The sequence below is a fragment of the Moraxella haemolytica genome (assembly GCF_030177935.1).
Classification (GTDB): domain Bacteria; phylum Pseudomonadota; class Gammaproteobacteria; order Pseudomonadales; family Moraxellaceae; genus Moraxella; species Moraxella haemolytica.
Genome location: NZ_CP089974.1, coordinates 298,757 through 318,282 on the forward strand (window position 1 = coordinate 298,757; position 19,526 = coordinate 318,282).

Below are 19,526 nucleotides of genomic sequence, written 5' to 3' on the forward strand. Positions count from 1 at the left end.
GCCTAAAAGATGAGCATTAATCCAGACACAAGGGTGTCTGGATTACCGAATTGACGAATATAACGGAGAATCCTTTTGAAAGATTTATTAGACATCATGAAAGGCCCTGCCGATACAGGCATCAAAGAGTTTGACAGTATTCAGATTTCTTTGGCAAGTCCTGATACCATCAAATCTTGGTCGCATGGCGAAGTTAAAAAACCTGAAACCATCAATTATCGTACCTTCAAACCTGAGCGTGATGGTCTATTCTGTGCCAAAATCTTTGGGCCTGTCAAGGATTTTGAATGTCTGTGTGGTAAATACAAACGCCGCAAATTCCAAGGCATCATCTGTGAAAAATGTGGTGTAGAAGTTACTGCCGCTAAAGTGCGTCGTGATCGCATGGGTCATATTGAGCTTGCCAGTCCTGTGGCTCATATCTGGTTCTTAAAATCACTACCAAGTCGCATCGGTCTATTACTTGATATTACGCTTCGTGATATTGAGCGTGTTCTATATTTTGAAAGCTATATCGTTACTGATCCTGGCATGACTGCTCTTGAAAAGTATCAGTTGCTTGATGATGAAGAATATTTTACCGCACTTGAACAATATGGCGATGAATTCATTGCTAAAATGGGTGCAGAAGCGGTTCAAGACCTATTAAAAGATATTGATGTTGATGGTGAGATTGATGAGTTGCGTGCGGAGATTCCACAAACCAGCTCTGAAACCAAGCTAAAAAAGATGGCAAAACGCTTACAGCTACTTGAATCATTCCGTGATTCTGGCAACAAGCCTGAATGGATGGTAATGACCATTTTGCCAGTATTGCCACCTGATTTGCGTCCGCTTGTGCCACTTGAAGGTGGTCGCTTTGCTACCTCTGATTTGAACGACTTGTATCGCCGAGTTATTAACCGTAATAACCGTCTAAAACGCCTACTTGAGCTAAACGCCCCTGATATTATCGTGCGTAACGAAAAGCGTATGCTACAAGAAGCAGTGGACGCATTACTTGATAATGGTCGTCGTGGTCGTGCAATTACTGGCTCAAATAAACGCCCACTAAAATCACTTGCTGACATGATTAAAGGTAAGCAAGGTCGCTTCCGTCAAAACCTATTGGGTAAGCGTGTAGACTATTCTGGTCGTTCGGTGATTGTGGTTGGTCCTACTCTTCGTCTGCATCAGTGCGGTCTGCCTAAGAAAATGGCACTTGAGTTGTTCAAACCATTTACTTACGCCAAGCTACTACAAAATAATATTGCTCAGACTATTAAAGCCGCCAAGAAAATGGTAGAGCGTGAAGAGCCTGCGGTTTGGGATATGTTGGCGAGCGTGATTCGTGAACACCCTGTATTGCTCAACCGTGCACCAACGCTACACCGTTTGGGCTTGCAAGCATTTGAACCTGTGCTGATTGAAGGTAAAGCAATTCAGTTACACCCTCTTGTCTGTGCGGCATTTAACGCCGACTTTGACGGTGACCAGATGGCGGTGCATGTGCCATTGACATTAGAAGCTCAGCTTGAAGCCCGTGCACTGATGATGTCAACGAACAACATTCTATCGCCAGCTAATGGTGAGCCAATTATCGTACCGTCTCAGGATGTGGTCTTAGGATTGTATTATATCAGCCGTAGCCATATCGGTGCTAAAGGCGAGAACATGGTGTTTAGTACGGTCAATGAAGCACTGCGTGCGATTGGCTCAGAAGATTTGTCGGTCAATGCTAAAATCAAAGTTCGTGTTACTGAGACCATCATTGATGAAAGAACCGGTGAAAGAACCACCAAAACCGAAATTAAAGACACTGTTGCAGGTCGTCTTTTGATTTGGAATATCATGCCAGAAGGTATGGCATTTAGTGAATGCAACCTTGAGATGACCAAGAAAAACATCTCTAAGCTACTTAATTCATGCTATCGTAAACTGGGTGTGAAAGAGTCGGTTCTTTTTGCTGACCATTTGATGTATCTAGGTTTTGCCCAAGCGACCTTGTCGGGCATTTCTATTGGTATGGAAGACATGGTCATTCCACCAACCAAAAAAGAGATCATGGATGCTGCCGATTCAGAAGTGCGTGAGATTGAACAGCAGTTTGAACAAGGCTTTGTCACTGCAGGTGAACGCTATAACAAAGTCGTTGATATCTGGTCTAGAACTTCTGATAAAATCGCCAATGCGATGATGGATAACCTATCAACCGATGAAGTTGTGAACAGCGAGGGTGAAGTTGAGCGTGAAAAATCTTTCAACTCAATTTATATGATGGCGGACTCTGGTGCTCGTGGTAGTGCCACGCAGATTCGTCAGCTTGCTGGTATGCGTGGTCTGATGGCAAAACCAGATGGTTCGATTATTGAGACACCAATTAAAGCAAACTTCCGTGAAGGTCTGACGGTACTTCAGTACTTTATCTCAACGCACGGTGCGCGTAAGGGTCTTGCTGATACCGCACTTAAGACAGCGAATTCTGGTTATCTAACCCGCCGTTTGGTTGATGTGGCACAAGACTTGGTCATTACCACTGATGACTGTGGCACGCAGGCAGGTCAGCGTATGACTCCTGTTATTGATGGTGGTGAGATTGTTGAGCGTCTAGGCGACCGTGTATTGGGTCGTGTTATTGCCAAAGATGTGCTTGATGCTGACAATCAAGTGATTGCAGAGGCAGGTACTTTGATTGATGAGCGTATGGTTGAAAAGTTAGATGCCAATGCCATTGATGAAGTTTATGTGCGTTCGGTGATTACCTGTGAGTCAGGACATGGGGTGTGTGCTAAGTGTTACGGTCGTGATCTGGCTCGTGGACACCTTGTGAATATCGGCGAATCTGTGGGTGTCATGGCGGCACAGTCTATCGGTGAACCTGGTACACAGCTGACCATGCGTACATTCCACGTGGGTGGTGCGGCATCGGCAGCAGCTGTTGATAACAGTGTATCGGTAGGTAGCAATGGTTCTGTGCGTTTCCATAACATGAAGACTGTTGAGCATGCTGATGGTCATCTGGTGGTTGTTTCTCGTTCAGCTGAAATCGGTGTGGCAGACAGTCAAGGTCGTGAGCGTGAACGCTATAAAGTGCCTTATGGTTCAAATATCTTGCTTCGTGATGGTGCAGAAGTGGCTGCAGGCGATGTCATTGCCAAATGGGACCCACACACCCACCCAATCATCACCGAGTTTGCAGGTACAGCACGCTTTAGCGACATCACTGATGGCATGACCGCTACTGTAAAAGTGGACGAAACCACCGGTATGAGCTCTTTTGAAATCTTGGCAAGTAAAGACCGCCCAAGTATTGCCAAAGACTTGCGTCCTGCGATTATCTTGGATACTAAAGAAGGCAAAGAAGTGGTTTATTTCCTGCCTGCCGAGACGGTTATCCGTGTATCAGAAGGTGAGCAAGTAACAGCAGGTTCGGTGCTTGGTCGTGTGCCACAAGCCACTTCTGGTACTAAAGATATTACTGGTGGTCTGCCACGAGTTGCCGACCTATTTGAAGCACGCCGTCCAAAAGATCATGCAATCATGGCAGAAATGAGTGGTGTGGTGTCATTTGGTAAAGAAACTAAAGGCAAAAACCGCTTTATCATCACCGATGAAGATGGCAATGTCCATGAAGAGCTGATTCCAAAATGGCGTCAAATCAATGTGTTTGAAGGTGAAACGGTTGAGCGTGGCGAGGTGGTATCTGATGGTCCGCTAAATCCCCATGACATCTTACGCCTAAAAGGTGAAACAGCACTTGCGAACTACATTGTAAATGAAGTGCAAGAAGTGTATCGCTTACAAGGTGTTAAGATTAACGATAAGCACATTGAAGTTATTGTGCGTCAGATGTTGCGTAAAGTTGAGATTGTTGATGGCGGTGATTCTAGCTACTTTAAAGGCGACCAAGCTGAATATACCAAGATTCGTGCTCTCAATGAGGAATTGATAGCCAATGACAAGTTCCCAGTACAGTATGAGCGTCAGCTATTAGGTATTACCAAGGCATCGCTTGCAACGGAGAGCTTCATTTCAGCAGCGTCGTTCCAAGAGACTACCCGTGTCCTAACAGCAGCAGCAACAATGGGCAAAGTCGATGACCTAGCAGGTCTAAAAGAGAATGTCGTGGTTGGTCGTCTGATTCCGGCAGGTACAGGTTTGGCATATCATCAAAACCGCCAACGCAAAGCACAGCTAGAAAAAGAGGCTGAGATGGCAAGTGCAGATATTGGCTTGAGCGATGAACTGCTCACTCCTATTGAAACTTTGCCAACAGAAGACAGCTTTGCTAAAGCCTTCGCTGATGAATTGGGACAAAACAGCTAATCAGCTCATCAAAAAGCTCATCATATGTGGTGGGCTTTTTGTTTATGACGGTATTTAAGGCGGTATCACAAGTTGGAATTATCTGAATTAGTATCGCCAGTTTTATGGATATTTAAGCGAAGATAATTTGCAATCAATATCTGATGTGTGACATACTTTTTGCTTACCTTATTAGTTGAGAGTTTTTTATGACCTTATCACTCCAAAAAGACAAAATTCGCTTCTTATTATTAGAAGGTGTGCATGAAAATGCCCTAAAGGTGCTAAATGATGCAGGCTATACGAATATTGAATACATTAAATCAGCACTTGATGAAGCCGTTTTGATTGAAAAAATCAAAGATGTGCATTTCATTGGTATTCGTTCTCGCACACAGCTGACTCGTCAGGTGCTAGAATCTGCCGAAAAGTTGATTGCAATCGGCTGTTTTTGTATCGGTACCAACCAAGTGGATTTGGATGCAGCTCTTGAGTTGGGTATTCCTGTGTTTAATGCACCATATTCAAATACGCGTTCGGTTGCAGAACTGGTACTTGCCGAGACCATCATGCTCATGCGTGGCATTCCTGAAAAAAATGCAGTTGTGCATCGTGGTGGTTGGAATAAGTCTGCCAAAGACAGTTATGAAGTGCGTGGAAAGACGATGGGTATTGTCGGCTATGGTTCTATCGGCTCACAACTGTCTGTGCTGTGTGAGGCACTGGGAATGAAAGTGATTTATCATGATGCGGTTACCAAACTTCCGTTGGGCAATGCTTCGCAGGTGGGTAGTTTTGATGAACTGCTTGCTCAAGCAGATGTTGTTACCCTGCATGTCCCTGATTTGCCAAGCACTCGCAACATGATGACCAAGACAGAATTTGCCAAGATGAAAGACGGTGCGTTGTTTATCAATGCGGCTCGTGGCGGATGTGTGGATATTGATGCATTGGCTGATGCACTAACCAGCGGTAAAATCTTAGGGGCGGCGATTGATGTTTTCCCAAAAGAACCAAAGTCAGCTGATGAAGAGTTTGCCTCGCCACTGCGTAAGTTTGATAATGTTATCTTAACTCCGCATGTGGGTGGATCAACCCAAGAAGCACAGGCGAACATTGGTCTTGAAGTAGCCGAAAAATTCGTGAAGTATTCGGATCAAGGCGACACCACCAGTGCGGTGAATTTCCCGAATGTTTCTATCCCATTCACCACAGGTACGCACCGCCTATTACACATTCATCGCAATGTTCCAGGCGTATTGTCTCAGATTAACGCATCATTTGCTGATGCAGGCATTAATATCGCCGCACAGTCTTTGATGACTAAAGGCGATATCGGTTATCTGGTGATGGATGTCGATGACAACGATTCATGCAAGGCAATGGAGCGTCTGCGTGCTGTGCCTGAAACCATTAAGGTGCGTGTTTTATTCTAAACGCAGACTTAGAAGATTGCTTTTATTTTATAGTACTTTTCTTGGTAAAATACAAAGAAGATGATTTAGATGGAGAGTATCATGATAACTGATTTTGATGTGCAATTTGATTATGATTATATCGCTATTGGTGGTGGGTCTGGTGGCATTGCCTCTGCCAACCGTGCAGCAATGTACGGACAAAAAACCGCCATTATTGAAAGTACGCACATTGGCGGTACTTGTGTGAATGTCGGCTGTGTACCAAAAAAAGTCTTGTGGTATGGAGCGAATCTAGCGGAGCATATCCATAAATACGCACCCGATTATGGCTTTGGGTTAACTGTAAAAGAGTTTAATTTTAAAACTTTGGTGGATAATCGCACCGCTTATATCAATCGCATTCATAAATCCTATCAAAAAGGCTTTGATAAAAACAATGTTACCGTCATTCGTGGCTTTGCTAAATTTATTGACAAGCACACTCTTGAGATTGATAAGGGTAATGGTGAAAAAGAGACGGTTACCGCTCGCCATATTCTCATTGCCACAGGGGGTAAGCCGATGGTTCCCAATATTGATGGAGCTCAATTTGGCGAGACTTCTGATGATTTTTTTGAATGGGAAAATTTACCAAAATCAGTTGCAATCGTTGGTTCTGGCTATATCGGCGTAGAGCTTGCAGGAGTGTTAAATGCTCTTGGGGTAGAGACGCATTTGATTGTGCGAGGCGATCGAATCTTAAAGAATTTTGATGAAGCAATCATTGATGAACTTGGTCATATTATGCAAAATGATGGCATTATTTTTCATTATCAAAAAGAACCAAGTAAGATTGACAAGAATGATGACAATTCATTAACCATTCACTGTGGCGATACAATCATTACAACTGAAAAACTTATCTGGGCAACAGGGCGAAAAGCCAATACGGATCAGTTGAATTTGGATAAAGTTGGGGTAAAAACCAATAATAAAGGCGAAATCATTGTAGATGAATATCAAAACACAAGCGTAGATAATATCTTTGCGGTGGGCGATATCATACAAAATGGCATACAGCTTACCCCCATAGCGGTGGCGGCCGGACGCAGACTGTCTGAGCGACTATTTAACAACAAACCGAACGAGCGTTTGGATTATCATAATGTCCCTAGCGTAATTTTTAGTCATCCGCCTGTTGGTACAGTGGGCTTGTCTGAAAAAGAAGCAAAAGCCCAATTTGATGATGTTAAAGTCTATACCTCTACCTTTACACCAATGCTATCTGCCATCACCAGTCATCGTCAACCTTGCAAAATGAAGCTTATCTGTGCAGGTGATGATAAAAAAGTCGTAGGACTGCACGGCGTGGGCTTTGGGGTGGATGAGATGATTCAAGGCTTTGCTGTGGCGATCAAGATGGGAGCAACCAAGGCAGACTTTGATGATACTGTTGCCATTCATCCGACAGGGAGTGAAGAGTTTGTAACAATGAGATGAGTTAGACTTACCATAAAAAAGACAAATCATATTGGTGATTTGTCTTTTTCTTATTTGCGTAAAGCGTGTATCTGTGTTTTAATTCAGTTTAATTTATTTTCCTATCACTCTCTCAAATCCAATCATCTGCCCATCAATCAGTCGCATGAATAGGGTGTCTGGGTAATTATCCGCCACATATTTTTGTAAAAATGCTAAAGTGTCACTACTGATGTCTGGGTCGGTGTCAAAGTGATGGTTAAACACCATGCCAAACAGAGTAAGTCCACGAGAGCGTATCGCTTCAAGGGTCAATAGTGTATGATTGATACTGCCTAAGCGTGCCGATGTTACCACGATGACAGGATAACACTGTGTGGCAATGTAGTCTAGTGTGAGCAGATTATCGGTGATTGGTGCAAGCACACCACCTGCTCCTTCTAGTAGTACGATGTCAAAGTGAGTGTGTAGTTTTTTGGTGGCGTGTGTGATGATGTCGGTATTTAAAGAGCGGTTTTCTAGGCGTGCTGAGAGATGCGGACTGGCGGGCTTGGTCAGGACAATGGGGCAAGTTGTGCCGTCTATGTCAAGCTCGTGCAGTTTTATGCCCATCAGCTTTCGATGAGTTATGATGTCATCAGCAATGTCGCCTGTTACACCTGTTTGGATTAATTTTTGGGTGATGACAGAGTTGCCATGTAACATGAGGTGGCGAGCCAGTATGCCTGTGGCATAGGTTTTACCAATATCTGTATCTATGCCTGTGATGAAGTAGGTGGTCATGATTAACCTTATCTTTGGTGGTTAAAATATTCGTGCAGTAACTTGATGAGATTGGCACATAACATCTTTAAGTCCTCATCGCTTATAATATAAGCAGGCATGAGATAAACGAGTTTGCCAAAGGGTCGCACCCAAATGCCATATTTGGGCAATAGTCGCTGAAAGGTTGGCATATCTATCATCTGCTTCATCTCAATGACTGCAATTGCTCCAAGTACTCGCACATCATAGACCTCCTTCCATGAAATTAGCTGTTGTAGGTGGGTGTTTAGTTTGTTTTGCATTTTCTGTGCTACATAGGCACTGTCGTGCTGCCATACTAGGTCAATGCTGGCAGAAGCAATCGCACAAGCAAGCGGATTGCCCATAAAAGTTGGGCCGTGCATGAGTGCAGGGTAGGGGCTATTGTGTAGAGTGTCGGCGATTTTGGCTGTACTCATTACTGCTCCAAAACTCATATAACCCCCTGTCAATGCTTTACCCAGTGTCATGATATCAGGGCAGATATTAGCGTGGCTGACAGCGAACATCTGTCCGCTTCGTCCAAAGCCTGTGGCAATCTCATCGCAGATGAGTAATACATCGTAATACTGACACAAGGCGTGCAGATGTGCTAGATATTGGGGTGAATAAAACCGCATACCGCCTGCACCTTGCACGATAGGCTCGATGATGAACCCTGCTAGCTTGTCATGATACCGCCCAAAAAAATTATCCATCTGTAAGCGAGTATCATCATCTAGGGGTGTATCAAATCCCATCGGCGGTGCTGGCAAAAAGTACTGTACAGGTAATTGACTACCATACAGGGTGTGCATGCTGTTCACAGGGTCGCAGACGCTCATGGCGTGCCAAGTATCGCCATGATAGCCAGAGTGTGTGCTACCGAAAGCATTTTTATGTGGTGTGCCACGAGCCATTTGATATTGTAGTGCCATTTTTAGGGCGACTTCTACCGCCACGCTACCACTATCAGCATAAAAAATTTTGGTTAGGTTTTTTGGGGTGATGCCAAGCAGTTTTTGCCCAAGCTCTATGGCGGGCGTATGAGTCAGCCCACCGAACATTACATGGCTCATTTTACCGATTTGCTCTGTTACGGCTTGGTTTAAAATAGGGTGATTGTAGCCGTGAATGCTTGCCCACCATGATGACATGCCGTCAATCAGTGATGTGCCATCAGCCATATACAGACGCACGCCGTTGGCATGGCTAATGAGATGATTGTCATAGCTTGGTGGTAAGCTGGCGTATGGATGCCATAGATGTGTACGGTCAAAGGTGGTTAATTGGTCTAAGATGTCAGGGTTGGTCAAATCATAAAGATTCATTTACATCTGCCCTAAAATATGTGTGGATTTGGGGTATTATAAAGGATTTACTAACTGTGGAACAATCTTTTTGGCAATCGGTCAAACCAAACAGACCGATCAATAAAAAAACCGCTCATCAAGAACGGTTTTATCTATGATTTAAGCATGATGTATCTTAAAGCAGTTTGACTGAAAGTCAAATCATGCTTTTTGTACAGCCAAAGCTTGCAGTGCTTCGGGCGATGACCATAAGCCTTCTAGGTCATAGAATTCACGGGCTTCACGAGTCATGATATGCACGACTACCGCTCCTAAGTCCACAAGCGTCCAATCGCTGTCTTTGTCGCCTTCACGACCTAGTGGCATAAGCCCTGATTCCTTGGCTTTTGCTCCGAGCTTATCCGCCAGTGCTTTAACATGGCGTTTGGAGGTGGCATTGGCGATGATGATGCGTTCAGCTACTTCGGTTAAATGCTCTACTGTCATCACGGTGATTTCGGTAGCTTTTAGGTCGTCTAGTGCTTCGGTAGCAAGGGCGACTTGTTCATCTAAAGTCAGTTTTTGGGTGTTGGTTTGGTTTGTCATTGTAGATACTTTAAAATTTTTACCAGATAAACTGATTATTATAGCACATTTTAATCAGTTTCGCCATAAAGTGCGTTGCGGTAAATATAATCTAGCACACTGGGGGCTAAGCCCTCGCCTGCTTTTGGGTCTTTTTTGGCAATCTGTGTCCGAATTTGGCCAGATGACATGGCATAAATGGGGGTGTGGTCTTGATAAATTTTACCGTTGTTATCCAAAAAATCACCCAGATTATCGGTTAAATTCTCCAAAATCTGTGGGCTAAATTCGCCATGTTGGATAAAATCACCACGCCAAAATGCCCAAATTTTGACAAAATCTAAAATCTCATTGCTATCTTTCCAAGTCGGTAGAGTGTACAGGCTGTCTTGCCCTAGGATAAAAATCAGTTGGTCGTTAGGGTGGGCTTGCCTAAGTAGTCGCACGGTATCAATGGTGTAGATGGGCGGTGTGCGGTCAAGTTCGCAGGTCTCAATGCCAATCGGCGTGCCATCGGTGGCAAGGCGTAACATGGTAAGGCGATGCTCATCAGTCGTAGGCTTACCCTTAAATGGGTTACCCTTGGTGGGCATGAGCGAGACGCTGATGGGGTCGGTGGCAGCCTGACTTAAAGCATGATGCACGCTCATTGCCATTGATAGATGTGATGAATGCACAGGGTCAAAGGAGCCACCAAGAAAGGCACGAATGGTCATGGCTGATTGGGTAAATGGATTTGTGCTAGTGTAGCAGAAGTTGGTTAGAGTGGCAAATGACCTAGCTTTCCGTCTTATTATGAAAGGAAAAAAAGAGAGGTTAATCTTTGATGGGCTTTGTAACTAGCCTTTGAATGTTGAAAAAGAGCGATAAATTAACAAAATGATAAAAACGATGAACATAACCTGTGTGATGATTGCCCATCGCCTAAGCAATCATCAGTGCTGATGAGATAATTTGTTTAAATAAACCTTAATGTTGCTTTAAAAATCACATCTTTACCCCATTAAGTCAATATCAATCAGATAATCCATCAAAGGCAACCTATGGCACACGAATTTATCAGCATTAAAGGTGCTCGTACGCACAACCTAAAAAATATCGATGTGGACATTCCACGAGATAAGCTTGTGGTGATTACAGGTCTTTCAGGTTCTGGAAAATCATCACTCGCTTTTGATACGCTTTATGCTGAAGGGCAACGCCGTTATGTCGAAAGTTTATCCGCTTATGCTCGCCAATTTTTAAGTCAGATGGATAAGCCTGAGGTGGATAGTATTGAGGGTCTTTCTCCTGCCATCGCCATTGAACAAAAATCCACCAACCACAACCCTCGTTCTACCGTTGGTACGATTACCGAAGTCTATGATTACCTACGCCTACTATTTGCAAGAGTTGGTACACCCCATTGTCCAGAACATGACTTGCCAATGGTCGCCCAAACGGTCAGTGAAATGGTGGATGATATTCTTGCTAAACCTGATGGCACAAAACTGATGCTTCTAGCACCTGTTGTGCGTGAACGAAAGGGCGAGCATCTTGCCCTGTTGGAGAGGTTGCAGGCACAAGGTTTTACCAAATTTCGCATTGACGGTGCGGTCTACGATGTGGACGAGCTACCCACTCTTGCTAAGACGCACAAACACACCATTGAGGTGGTGGTGGATAGATTTAAGGTGCGAGATGATTTGGGTAATCGAGTGGCAGAAAGTTTGGAGACTGCCTTAAGATTGGGTAATGACATTGTCATCGTCCATCATATGGACGGGGCTGATGAAGCTGTTTTGTCCGCCAAGCATTCTTGTCCTGTCTGTGATAGGGTGGTTAGTGAGTTAGAGCCACGCCTTTTTAGTTTTAATAATCCTGCTGGGGCTTGCCCATCGTGTGATGGTCTGGGCAAGCGTCAGTATTTCTCTGCCGAGCGGATTGTTGCCGAGCCTGCAAAATCCATCAATCAAGGGGCAATACATGGTTGGGACAAACGCCATGCTTATTATTTTGGGCTGTTGACCACAGTCTGTACGCATTTTGGTATTGATATGGATAAGCCGTGGCAGGAATTACTCAAAAAAGAGCAAAACATCATCTTAAACGGTTCTGGCAAAGAAAAGATTGTCTTTAATTTTACCGATGAAAGGGGGCGTAAGACAACTAAGACCGTACCGTTTGAGGGGATTTTACCTTATCTAGAACGCCGTTATCATAGCACTACCAGTAACATTGTGAGAGATGAGCTGGCTCAATACCTTTCGGATACTACTTGTAATGTCTGCAATGGTGTGCGTCTAAACGACATTGCTCGTCATGTCAAAGTGGACGGTCGTGGCGTGGGGGATATCATTCATCTTCCCATCGGTCAGGCATGGCAATATTATGAAAATCTGCACATTAGCGGACTTAAAGGCGAGGTGGCGGATAAGATTTTTAAAGAAATTCGTGAACGGTTGGGATTTTTGACTAAGGTGGGCTTAGAATATCTAACCCTTGCTCGTTCTGCTGAGACATTGTCAGGAGGTGAGGCACAGCGAATCCGTTTGGCAAGTCAAATCGGTGCAGGGCTCATGGGAGTCATGTATGTGCTTGATGAGCCGTCCATCGGACTGCACCAAAGAGATAATGACCGTTTGTTATCCACTCTAACGCATCTTAGGGATTTGGGCAACACGGTTATTGTCGTGGAGCATGACGAAGATGCCATCTGTATGGCAGATTATATCATTGATATTGGTGTGGGAGCAGGCGTGCATGGCGGAAGAGTGATTGCTGCAGGAACGGCAGATGAAATTGCCAAAAATAATGACTCCTTAACAGGGCAGTATTTGTCAGGTAAAAAACGCATTGAAGTCCCTAAAGTTCGTCATACTGCCAAGATGGGTGAGGTCAAAAAAGGCAAAAAGACGGTATCTGAACCTTTATATATCCGTCTAGAAGGAGCAAAAGGCAACAACCTAAAAAATGTTAATCTAGAAATTCCCATCGGTGTGATGACCTGCATCACAGGTGTGTCAGGCTCTGGCAAATCTACGCTCATCAATCGTACGCTCATGCCACTATCTGCCACATACCTAAATAATGCCACGACATTAGTACCCGAAAGTTACGATAAAATCACAGGGCTTGAGCATCTTGATAAGATGGTGGATATAGACCAAAGCCCCATTGGTCGTACCCCTCGTTCTAATCCTGCTACTTATACAGGGGTGTTTACGCTCATACGAGACCTATTCACCCAAACGCCTGAGGCAAGAGCTAGGGGATATAAAGCAGGGCGTTTTAGCTTCAATGTTAAGGGTGGTCGCTGCGAGGCTTGTCAAGGCGATGGCATGATTAAGGTGGAAATGCACTTTTTACCCGATATGTATGTGCCGTGCGATGTCTGTGATGGTAAACGCTACAATCGTGAGACGCTAGAGGTGCATTATAAAGGCAAGTCCATCAGTCAAGTGCTAGACATGACGGTGGAAAATGCACTTAGTTTCTTTGAGGCGATTCCTGCGATTCATCGCAAATTAGAAGCACTCATGCAAGTGGGACTGGGTTATATTCAGCTTGGTCAATCTGCCACGACATTATCGGGAGGTGAAGCCCAAAGGGTGAAACTTGCCAAAGAACTTGCCAAACGAGACACAGGGCAGACTTTATATATCCTAGATGAACCGACCACAGGACTGCATTTTCATGATATCAAAAAACTACTTGATATCCTGCACACCCTTAGAGATAAGGGTAATACGGTGGTGGTTATTGAGCATAATCTGGATGTAATTAAGACTGCTGACCATATCGTTGATTTGGGCTACGAAGGTGGTGATGGCGGTGGCATGATTGTTGCGACAGGAACGCCAGAGAAGGTGGCACAAGATGAGAAATCTCATACAGGGCGTTTTTTAAAAGGTGTGCTTGAAAAGGGATAAGTAGCAAAATTTTTGATGGTTGATTGTGCATCTGATGACGGTAGCGATGATGATTTATGCTATCGTCATGATGGAGCAAAAACATGATGGGTGTTTGATTAAATTTGCTACCATGAAAGCAAATTCCCAAAGATGTACAAGGCGAGCAAAAAAAGACTGGTAATTTTGCGAAATTTTCGTTAAAGTAGGCATACAGGCTTAGTTGAATAACAAGAATGGTCTGTGTAATAGGTGTTTTATATTTATATTAGTTAATGATAGAGTAGCTTATGAGTAGTGTGAATAAGGTAATCATTGTTGGTCGCTTGGGCAATGACCCAGAAGTGCGTTCTTTTCAAAATGGCGGCGGCGTTACGAATATTTCAGTAGCGACAAGCGAGCGTTGGACAGATAAAAATACAGGCGATCGTAAAGAGCAGACAGAATGGCATCGCATCAGTCTCTTTAACCGCTTGGGAGAGATTGCAGCTCAGTACTTGCGTAAAGGCAGTATGGTTTATATTGAAGGTAGCCTACAGACTCGTAAATACACAGATTCACAAGGCATTGAGCGATATAGCACAGAGATTCGTGCGTCAGAGATGCGTATGCTAAGCTCAAATAATGAGCAAGGTGGCTTTGGAGGCAATCAAGGCGGTTTTGGTAATAACTATAACGGCGGTAACAACTACGGCAATCAAGGTGGCTACCAAAACCAAAATAACCAACAGTGGGGCAATAACCAAAATCGTAATTTTAATAATAATTACAACCAAGATTACCCACAGGCAAATCAGGGTTTTGGTAATCAGGGCAATCCGAATGCTCAATATCAAAATGGATTTGCCAACCAAGCCAATCAGGGCGGACAGCCACCAATTCAAAGTCCAAACGCCAATCAAAACAACATGGCACAAAACAATTCTTTTGGTACGCCTAGTATGGCAAAACCAGAATCCACACCACCTGCTGCCAGTAAGCCAACACCTTCTACGGTGGTGGCAGATGATGACATGCCGTTTTAATTCATCAAGACTGGCAGTAATAACAAAAAAAAACAGCTGTATTTCAGCTGTTTTTTGTTTTTGGATACCTTTTTGATAATATGATTGCTTTGTGGGTGTCACAAACCTTTGGTGGTTGAGTGCTGATTATGCGTTCGTTTAAACGCATAAATTAAGACATTAGCGGAAAATATGTGGCACAAAAAGACTGGTATCCTTGGTGATGGCAGTATAATCTTCTCTTACGCCAATGCCTGCTGCACCATGCCCAACAATCCAGCTGCCAACTAAAGTATGCATGGTTTGACCTTGATTGTTGGTAAAGGTGGGTAGGGCGTGTGCTTGCTGATAGACATGACCTTCTTTGCCATAAATACCCTCAGTTTGCTCGGTTTTATTATCATGATACAGTGTGATATTTGCCCCTTCACGGGAAAAAAAGGGTTTTTTGACATAATTGCCACCAAGCATTTTTTCATCAAGATAAGCAGGCAGTAGATTTGGGTGATTGGGGAATAGCTCCCATAGTACAGCAAGCAGAGCTTTGTTGCTAAACAGTAGTTTATAAGCAGGTTCGATAAACTGGGTGCTACTGTTTGCAATGTACTGTCCAAACTCTTCTTCAACAAGCCACTCCCAAGGGTATAATTTGAACAGCTGATGAATGGAGTTTTCTTGTAGATCTACGAATGCTTTATCATGATGGCGATAACCAATGTCGTGAATATCAATAAACTGTGTATCAAGACCTGCCTGTATCGCCACATCTTGTAGGTAGCGAGTGGTAATGTAGTCTTCTTGATTACCGGCAACAGCAGTAAAGTATAATGGATGCTCACTTTTTAGGGCTTGAAATTCCACCAAAAGACGCTCGTGAATGCTGTTGAATTGGTCAGCGTCAGACAGCTCGCTACCTCGTGCTTGTAGCCAATACCACTGTGCCACGCTACCTTCAAAAAGTGATGTGGGTGTGTCGGCATTGTACTCATACATTTTGGGTGGATTGGTGCCATCATAGCATAAATCAAAGCGACCATAGAGAGTTGGCAGGCGTGCCTTAAAACTCTGTTCAATTAAGGTGGCGGTGTGATCATTGATGCCCAATTTATCATAATCGCCTGTTTGTATGATGTGATTGGTGGCAGCAAAGTACATACGATGTAGGTCTTCGGTAACACGCTCAAGCTCATCAATCTGCGACTCGCTAAACACATAACACGCATCTTCTTGCCAGTAGTTGCCATCAACACTGTGGTAATCAAAGCCGATGCGATTCATCTCATCTTGCCAGTTGGGGCGTGGGGTGATACTGATGCGTTTCACGAGGTTGCCCCAACGCTTGAGCTTGAAGCACTGTTGCCAAAGCCGCCACGAGTTGTGCCATCTTGGTTCTGAGCTTGGGGACTTTGATAATTTTGTGTGCTTTGGGCGGCACTTTGGCGAGTGCCTGTGTTTTGATTGCCGGTAGCATTATTGGCATTGGCGGTGTTGGTATTTGTACGATTGACTGGTTGCTGTGTGGTGGTTGGTGTCTGAGAGGCACGAGATGCGTCCGCCACTCGGTTGTTGGCGGCTTTGGTTGCAAGGTAGCCTGCCGCTGCACCTGCCGCTGCTCCCGCCAGCAAAGCCGTACCAGCACCCATGCCATCTTGTGCTTCGCTTGTTGTAGCTTGTTCATCGACCTGCTCTTGGGGTAGTATTCCTGTTGCTTGTGCTTCTAGTTCGGCAGCAGCGGTATTCACGGCTTCTGCTTGTTGGCGTGCTTGGGCGGCAGCTAGGCGTGCTTGGGCTTCAGCAAGCTCTCGTTCAGCGTCTGCCAATAATTGCTCATTGGTTTTTGGGGTATCGTTTGGAGCTGGATAGCAGGCACTAAGCCCAATGGCACTGGCACCTAGTAGAACAAGTGAGATGTGAGAGGACTTGCGAGACTTTCTAGAAAGTGGGACGGTGTTTGACATTAACTTTTGACCTCGGTTTAATTGAATAAATGATTAAAATTGATAATATCATACGAAGAATAATATCGTATAGTTAATAATATTATGCGGATAAATGAATGATTTTACAAGAATTTTTTGCATCAAAAAAATTGCTTGTTTTTGGTAGGTATATTCCCCAATTGGTCAAGTCGTGATATAATTTAGGTGATTTATGGTCAGTATTTTGATTTCTTTATCCAATCAAGTGGTAATTCCCATGTCTGATAACACTCGCAATAGAGGTGTGCAAACAGGTTTTTTTGGTCGTCTGTGGCAAGGTTTTTTGACGACAGTTGGCACAGAGCGGTTCTTTCATATTTTTTCACCATGGGTGAAATGGCTGTCTGTGATTGCAGTAGTGCTGTTGGGTGTGGGAACGGTTTGGGGTCTGGGTTTTGCACCACCTGACTATCTACAGGGCAACAGCTATCGCATCATCTTTATTCATGTGCCGGCGGCCAGTCTTGCGATGAGTATTTATTTTGCTTTGGCAGCACTTGGTGTGATTTTTTTGGTATGGAAAATCAAAACTGCCAACATTGTCGCCCAAGCCATTGCCCCTATTGGATTCATTTTTTGTGTGCTAAGTTTGCTGACTGGCTCTATCTGGGGCAAGCCCACTTGGGGTACTTATTGGGTGTGGGACGCACGCTTAACCAGTATGCTTATTTTGGCGTTTTTGTATGTGGGTGTTATGGCGTTATTCTCCGCTTTTGAACATAGCCAAAACCGTGGTAAGGCAGCAGCAATCTTATCCGTTGTGGGGGCGGTTAATTTACCCATCATCAAATATTCGGTGGAGTGGTGGAATACCTTGCATCAAGGGGCGACTTTTACCATCACCAACGCCCCAAAGATGTCGCCAAGTATGTGGGTGCCACTATTGGTGATGCTACTTGGTATGTATTTTTTGGTGGCGGCACTTGCCATCTATCGTACCAACTCTTTGATTTTATCCCGTGAATATAATAAAGCATGGGTACAAAAACTACTCAACAAGCCAGCAAACCATTCATCATAAGGTAGCAAGCGATGACACCATATTTTTCAACTTTTAGTGATTTGATTGATATGCAGGGGCATGGTGCATTTGTATGGCTGTGCTATGGCATTACTTTTTTATCGCTCGTTGCACTGATTATCTATGTCATCTCTGAACGCAAAAACACTTTAATTAGGCTAAAGCGACAATCAGGATCTCATCAAAAAAATGATCGCCTAACCAATAAACAACGAAAGGCACTGGGTAATCAGCACGCTAGCCAATCCTGATTTTTAAGTGCGATAGCAATACAAACAGACAATCCAAAAAAAGATACCGTCATGAACAATGTAAGACAAAAAAAACTGATGTGGGTGATTGCCATGCTTATTGGGACAATCATTGCAGTTGGGCTGATTTTATACGCCATTCGCCAGCAGACTGACTATTATTTTGATCCGACTGCCATCGCCACAGGGCAAGCTCCTGAAGCAAAGCGTATTCGTGCAGGTGGTATGGTGGTGGCAGGTAGTGTCAAGCGAGACCCAGTCGATCAGCTAAACATTCAGTTTCAGATCACTGACTACAAAAAAATCGTGCCTGTAACCTATCGTGGGGTTTTGCCTGATTTGTTTGCCGAAAACTCTGGTATTGTGGCAACAGGCGAGTTAAAAAATGGTGTCTTTGTGGCGTCAGAAGTGCTTGCTAAGCATGATGAAAACTATATGCCGCCAGAAGTAGCAAAATCTCTCAAGCAAGAACACGCAGCACAAGGCACGGATGTCAGCGGTGAACAGTTCACACCTGCTGCACCAATGAGTGAGATTGATGGGCGATCAAGTGATTAAACATAATGTTTGGCATTCTTTGATGATTAGATATTGGCTGCCTTCAACAATTTGATTTACCTAAATCATTTAAATAAACCCCTTTGAGCAATGAATACTCAAAGGGGTTTTGCTTGGGATAAGGCTTGAATTACCAGCCTTTAACCACGCCGTCTTTAAATTGTTTTTTCGCTTCAGCTTCCACTTCATCAGTTTGATAGGCTTTAACGAAGTTTTGTACCGCCTCTGAATCTTTATTATCGCTACGAGCCACGATGATATTGACATACGGTGAATCTTTAGCCTCAACAAAGATGCCGTCTTGAGCGGTTAAGCCTGCCTGACCTGCATAGTTGTTATTAACAACTGCTAGGGCAACATCATCTAGAGCACGAGCTGCCACAGAAGTATCCACTTCTTTGATGACTAAATTTTTTGGGTTTTCAATGATGTCTAGCGATGTTGAAAGTAGGTTGGTGTTGTCTTTTAGCTTGATCAGACCTTGTTTTTCAAGCAAAATTAACGCACGAGCTAGGTTTGATGGGTCGTTTGGTACAGCGATGGTTGCACCGTCTTGTAACTCATCAAGTGATTTGATTTTTTTAGAATAGCCAGCCAATGGATATACGAAAGTATTGCCCACGATTTCAAGGTTGGTCAGTCCTTTTTTCTTGCTGTCTTCGTCAAGATAAGGTTTGTGTTGCATGGCGTTGGCATCTAGATCGCCTTTGGAGACAGCTTCGTTTGGTAAGGCGTAGTCGTTGAATTCAACATATTCAACAGTCAGACCGTATTTTTCTTTGGCGACTTTAGCAGCTACTTCTGCCACAGCGTGTTCAGGACCGCTCATTACGCCTACTTTAATGGTTTGAGCGTCAGCAGGGGCGGATTGCTCAGCTTGTCTGTCGTTGCCACAACCGACCAATGCGATGCTAGAAGCTAGGATGCACAGTCCAAAAAATTTATTTAATTTCATGATGATTACCCTGTATGGTAAAATGGATGATGATAAAAATGCCTATAA

The 19,526-nt window shown here is 44.0% G+C and carries 15 protein-coding genes; 8 read left to right on the forward strand and 7 right to left on the reverse strand.

What is annotated here, in order from left to right; genetic code table 11:
• The first annotated feature begins 75 nt into the window (after positions 1-75).
• From rpoC to gorA, 3 genes are all read left to right on the forward strand, one after another.
• Positions 76-4,305 carry a DNA-directed RNA polymerase subunit beta' gene (rpoC, locus tag LU276_RS01325; RefSeq protein ID WP_284673905.1) on the forward strand — a complete coding sequence of 1,410 codons (4,230 nt, stop codon included), beginning with the start codon at positions 76-78 and terminating at the stop codon, positions 4,303-4,305.
• A gap of 188 nt (positions 4,306-4,493) precedes the next feature.
• Positions 4,494-5,720, forward strand: a complete 1,227-nt coding sequence (serA, locus tag LU276_RS01330) for a phosphoglycerate dehydrogenase (protein ID WP_284673906.1) — start codon at positions 4,494-4,496, stop codon at positions 5,718-5,720.
• An 81-nt stretch (positions 5,721-5,801) separates the two neighbouring features.
• On the forward strand, positions 5,802-7,181 hold the full coding sequence (gorA, locus tag LU276_RS01335) for a glutathione-disulfide reductase (protein WP_418001272.1): 1,380 nt from the start codon (positions 5,802-5,804) through the stop codon (positions 7,179-7,181).
• Between the two features lie 93 nt (positions 7,182-7,274).
• Here gorA and bioD read toward each other — a convergent pair whose 3' ends face one another.
• From bioD to nadD, 4 genes are all read right to left on the reverse strand, one after another.
• Positions 7,275-7,943 (reverse strand): dethiobiotin synthase, encoded by a 669-nt coding sequence (gene bioD / locus LU276_RS01340; RefSeq protein ID WP_373627923.1) that lies wholly within the window; start codon positions 7,941-7,943, stop codon positions 7,275-7,277.
• Positions 7,944-7,951: 8 nt separating this feature from the next.
• Positions 7,952-9,274 carry an adenosylmethionine--8-amino-7-oxononanoate transaminase gene (gene bioA, locus LU276_RS01345; RefSeq protein ID WP_284673907.1) on the reverse strand — a complete coding sequence of 441 codons (1,323 nt, stop codon included), beginning with the start codon at positions 9,272-9,274 and terminating at the stop codon, positions 7,952-7,954.
• A gap of 183 nt (positions 9,275-9,457) precedes the next feature.
• Positions 9,458-9,841, reverse strand: coding sequence for a ribosome silencing factor (gene rsfS / locus LU276_RS01350; protein ID WP_284673908.1), 384 nt, complete (start codon positions 9,839-9,841; stop codon positions 9,458-9,460).
• A 50-nt stretch (positions 9,842-9,891) separates the two neighbouring features.
• Positions 9,892-10,536: a nicotinate (nicotinamide) nucleotide adenylyltransferase gene (gene nadD, locus LU276_RS01355; protein ID WP_284673909.1), complete on the reverse strand. Its 645-nt coding sequence runs from the start codon at positions 10,534-10,536 to the stop codon at positions 9,892-9,894.
• A gap of 327 nt (positions 10,537-10,863) precedes the next feature.
• On the opposite strand from nadD, the gene uvrA reads away from it, so the two are divergent.
• A complete protein-coding gene (uvrA, locus tag LU276_RS01360) occupies positions 10,864-13,731 on the forward strand; it encodes an excinuclease ABC subunit UvrA (protein ID WP_284673910.1) in 2,868 nt (955 codons plus the stop codon).
• A 269-nt stretch (positions 13,732-14,000) separates the two neighbouring features.
• Entirely contained in the window at positions 14,001-14,735 is a 735-nt protein-coding gene (locus tag LU276_RS01365) for a single-stranded DNA-binding protein (RefSeq protein ID WP_284673911.1), read from the forward strand.
• 159 nt (positions 14,736-14,894) lie between these two features.
• On the opposite strand, the gene LU276_RS01370 is transcribed toward LU276_RS01365, so the two are convergent.
• Positions 14,895-16,037 carry a glutathionylspermidine synthase family protein gene (locus LU276_RS01370; protein ID WP_284673912.1) on the reverse strand — a complete coding sequence of 381 codons (1,143 nt, stop codon included), beginning with the start codon at positions 16,035-16,037 and terminating at the stop codon, positions 14,895-14,897.
• Positions 16,034-16,672 carry a hypothetical protein gene (locus LU276_RS01375; RefSeq protein WP_284673913.1) on the reverse strand — a complete coding sequence of 213 codons (639 nt, stop codon included), beginning with the start codon at positions 16,670-16,672 and terminating at the stop codon, positions 16,034-16,036. Before LU276_RS01375 ends, LU276_RS01370 begins: the two co-directional genes overlap by 4 nt.
• A gap of 238 nt (positions 16,673-16,910) precedes the next feature.
• On the opposite strand from LU276_RS01375, the gene LU276_RS01380 reads away from it, so the two are divergent.
• From LU276_RS01380 to ccmE, 3 genes are read left to right on the forward strand one after another with little or no spacing between them, the layout of a single operon-like run.
• Positions 16,911-17,714: a heme ABC transporter permease gene (locus LU276_RS01380; protein ID WP_284673914.1), complete on the forward strand. Its 804-nt coding sequence runs from the start codon at positions 16,911-16,913 to the stop codon at positions 17,712-17,714.
• An 11-nt stretch (positions 17,715-17,725) separates the two neighbouring features.
• Positions 17,726-17,965 (forward strand): heme exporter protein CcmD, encoded by a 240-nt coding sequence (gene ccmD / locus LU276_RS01385; RefSeq protein WP_284673915.1) that lies wholly within the window; start codon positions 17,726-17,728, stop codon positions 17,963-17,965.
• 51 nt (positions 17,966-18,016) lie between these two features.
• Positions 18,017-18,523, forward strand: coding sequence for a cytochrome c maturation protein CcmE (gene ccmE, locus LU276_RS01390; RefSeq protein ID WP_284673916.1), 507 nt, complete (start codon positions 18,017-18,019; stop codon positions 18,521-18,523).
• Positions 18,524-18,653: 130 nt separating this feature from the next.
• Here the strand turns inward: ccmE and LU276_RS01395 are convergent, their stop codons facing one another.
• Positions 18,654-19,478, reverse strand: a complete 825-nt coding sequence (locus LU276_RS01395) for a MetQ/NlpA family lipoprotein (protein ID WP_284673917.1) — start codon at positions 19,476-19,478, stop codon at positions 18,654-18,656.
• Between the last annotated feature and the right edge of the window lie 48 nt (positions 19,479-19,526).

Coding starts and splice junctions, on each gene's coding strand:
- serA (WP_284673906.1), top strand. CDS start 4,494: ATGACCTTATCACTCCAAAAAGACAAAATTCGCTTCTTATTATTAGAA.
- gorA (WP_418001272.1), top strand. CDS start 5,802: ATGATAACTGATTTTGATGTGCAATTTGATTATGATTATATCGCTATT.
- bioD (WP_373627923.1), bottom strand. CDS start 7,943: ATGACCACCTACTTCATCACAGGCATAGATACAGATATTGGTAAAACC.
- bioA (WP_284673907.1), bottom strand. CDS start 9,274: ATGAATCTTTATGATTTGACCAACCCTGACATCTTAGACCAATTAACC.
- rsfS (WP_284673908.1), bottom strand. CDS start 9,841: ATGACAAACCAAACCAACACCCAAAAACTGACTTTAGATGAACAAGTC.
- nadD (WP_284673909.1), bottom strand. CDS start 10,536: ATGACCATTCGTGCCTTTCTTGGTGGCTCCTTTGACCCTGTGCATTCA.
- uvrA (WP_284673910.1), top strand. CDS start 10,864: ATGGCACACGAATTTATCAGCATTAAAGGTGCTCGTACGCACAACCTA.
- LU276_RS01365 (WP_284673911.1), top strand. CDS start 14,001: ATGAGTAGTGTGAATAAGGTAATCATTGTTGGTCGCTTGGGCAATGAC.
- LU276_RS01375 (WP_284673913.1), bottom strand. CDS start 16,672: ATGTCAAACACCGTCCCACTTTCTAGAAAGTCTCGCAAGTCCTCTCAC.
- LU276_RS01380 (WP_284673914.1), top strand. CDS start 16,911: ATGTCTGATAACACTCGCAATAGAGGTGTGCAAACAGGTTTTTTTGGT.
- ccmD (WP_284673915.1), top strand. CDS start 17,726: ATGACACCATATTTTTCAACTTTTAGTGATTTGATTGATATGCAGGGG.
- ccmE (WP_284673916.1), top strand. CDS start 18,017: ATGAACAATGTAAGACAAAAAAAACTGATGTGGGTGATTGCCATGCTT.
- LU276_RS01395 (WP_284673917.1), bottom strand. CDS start 19,478: ATGAAATTAAATAAATTTTTTGGACTGTGCATCCTAGCTTCTAGCATC.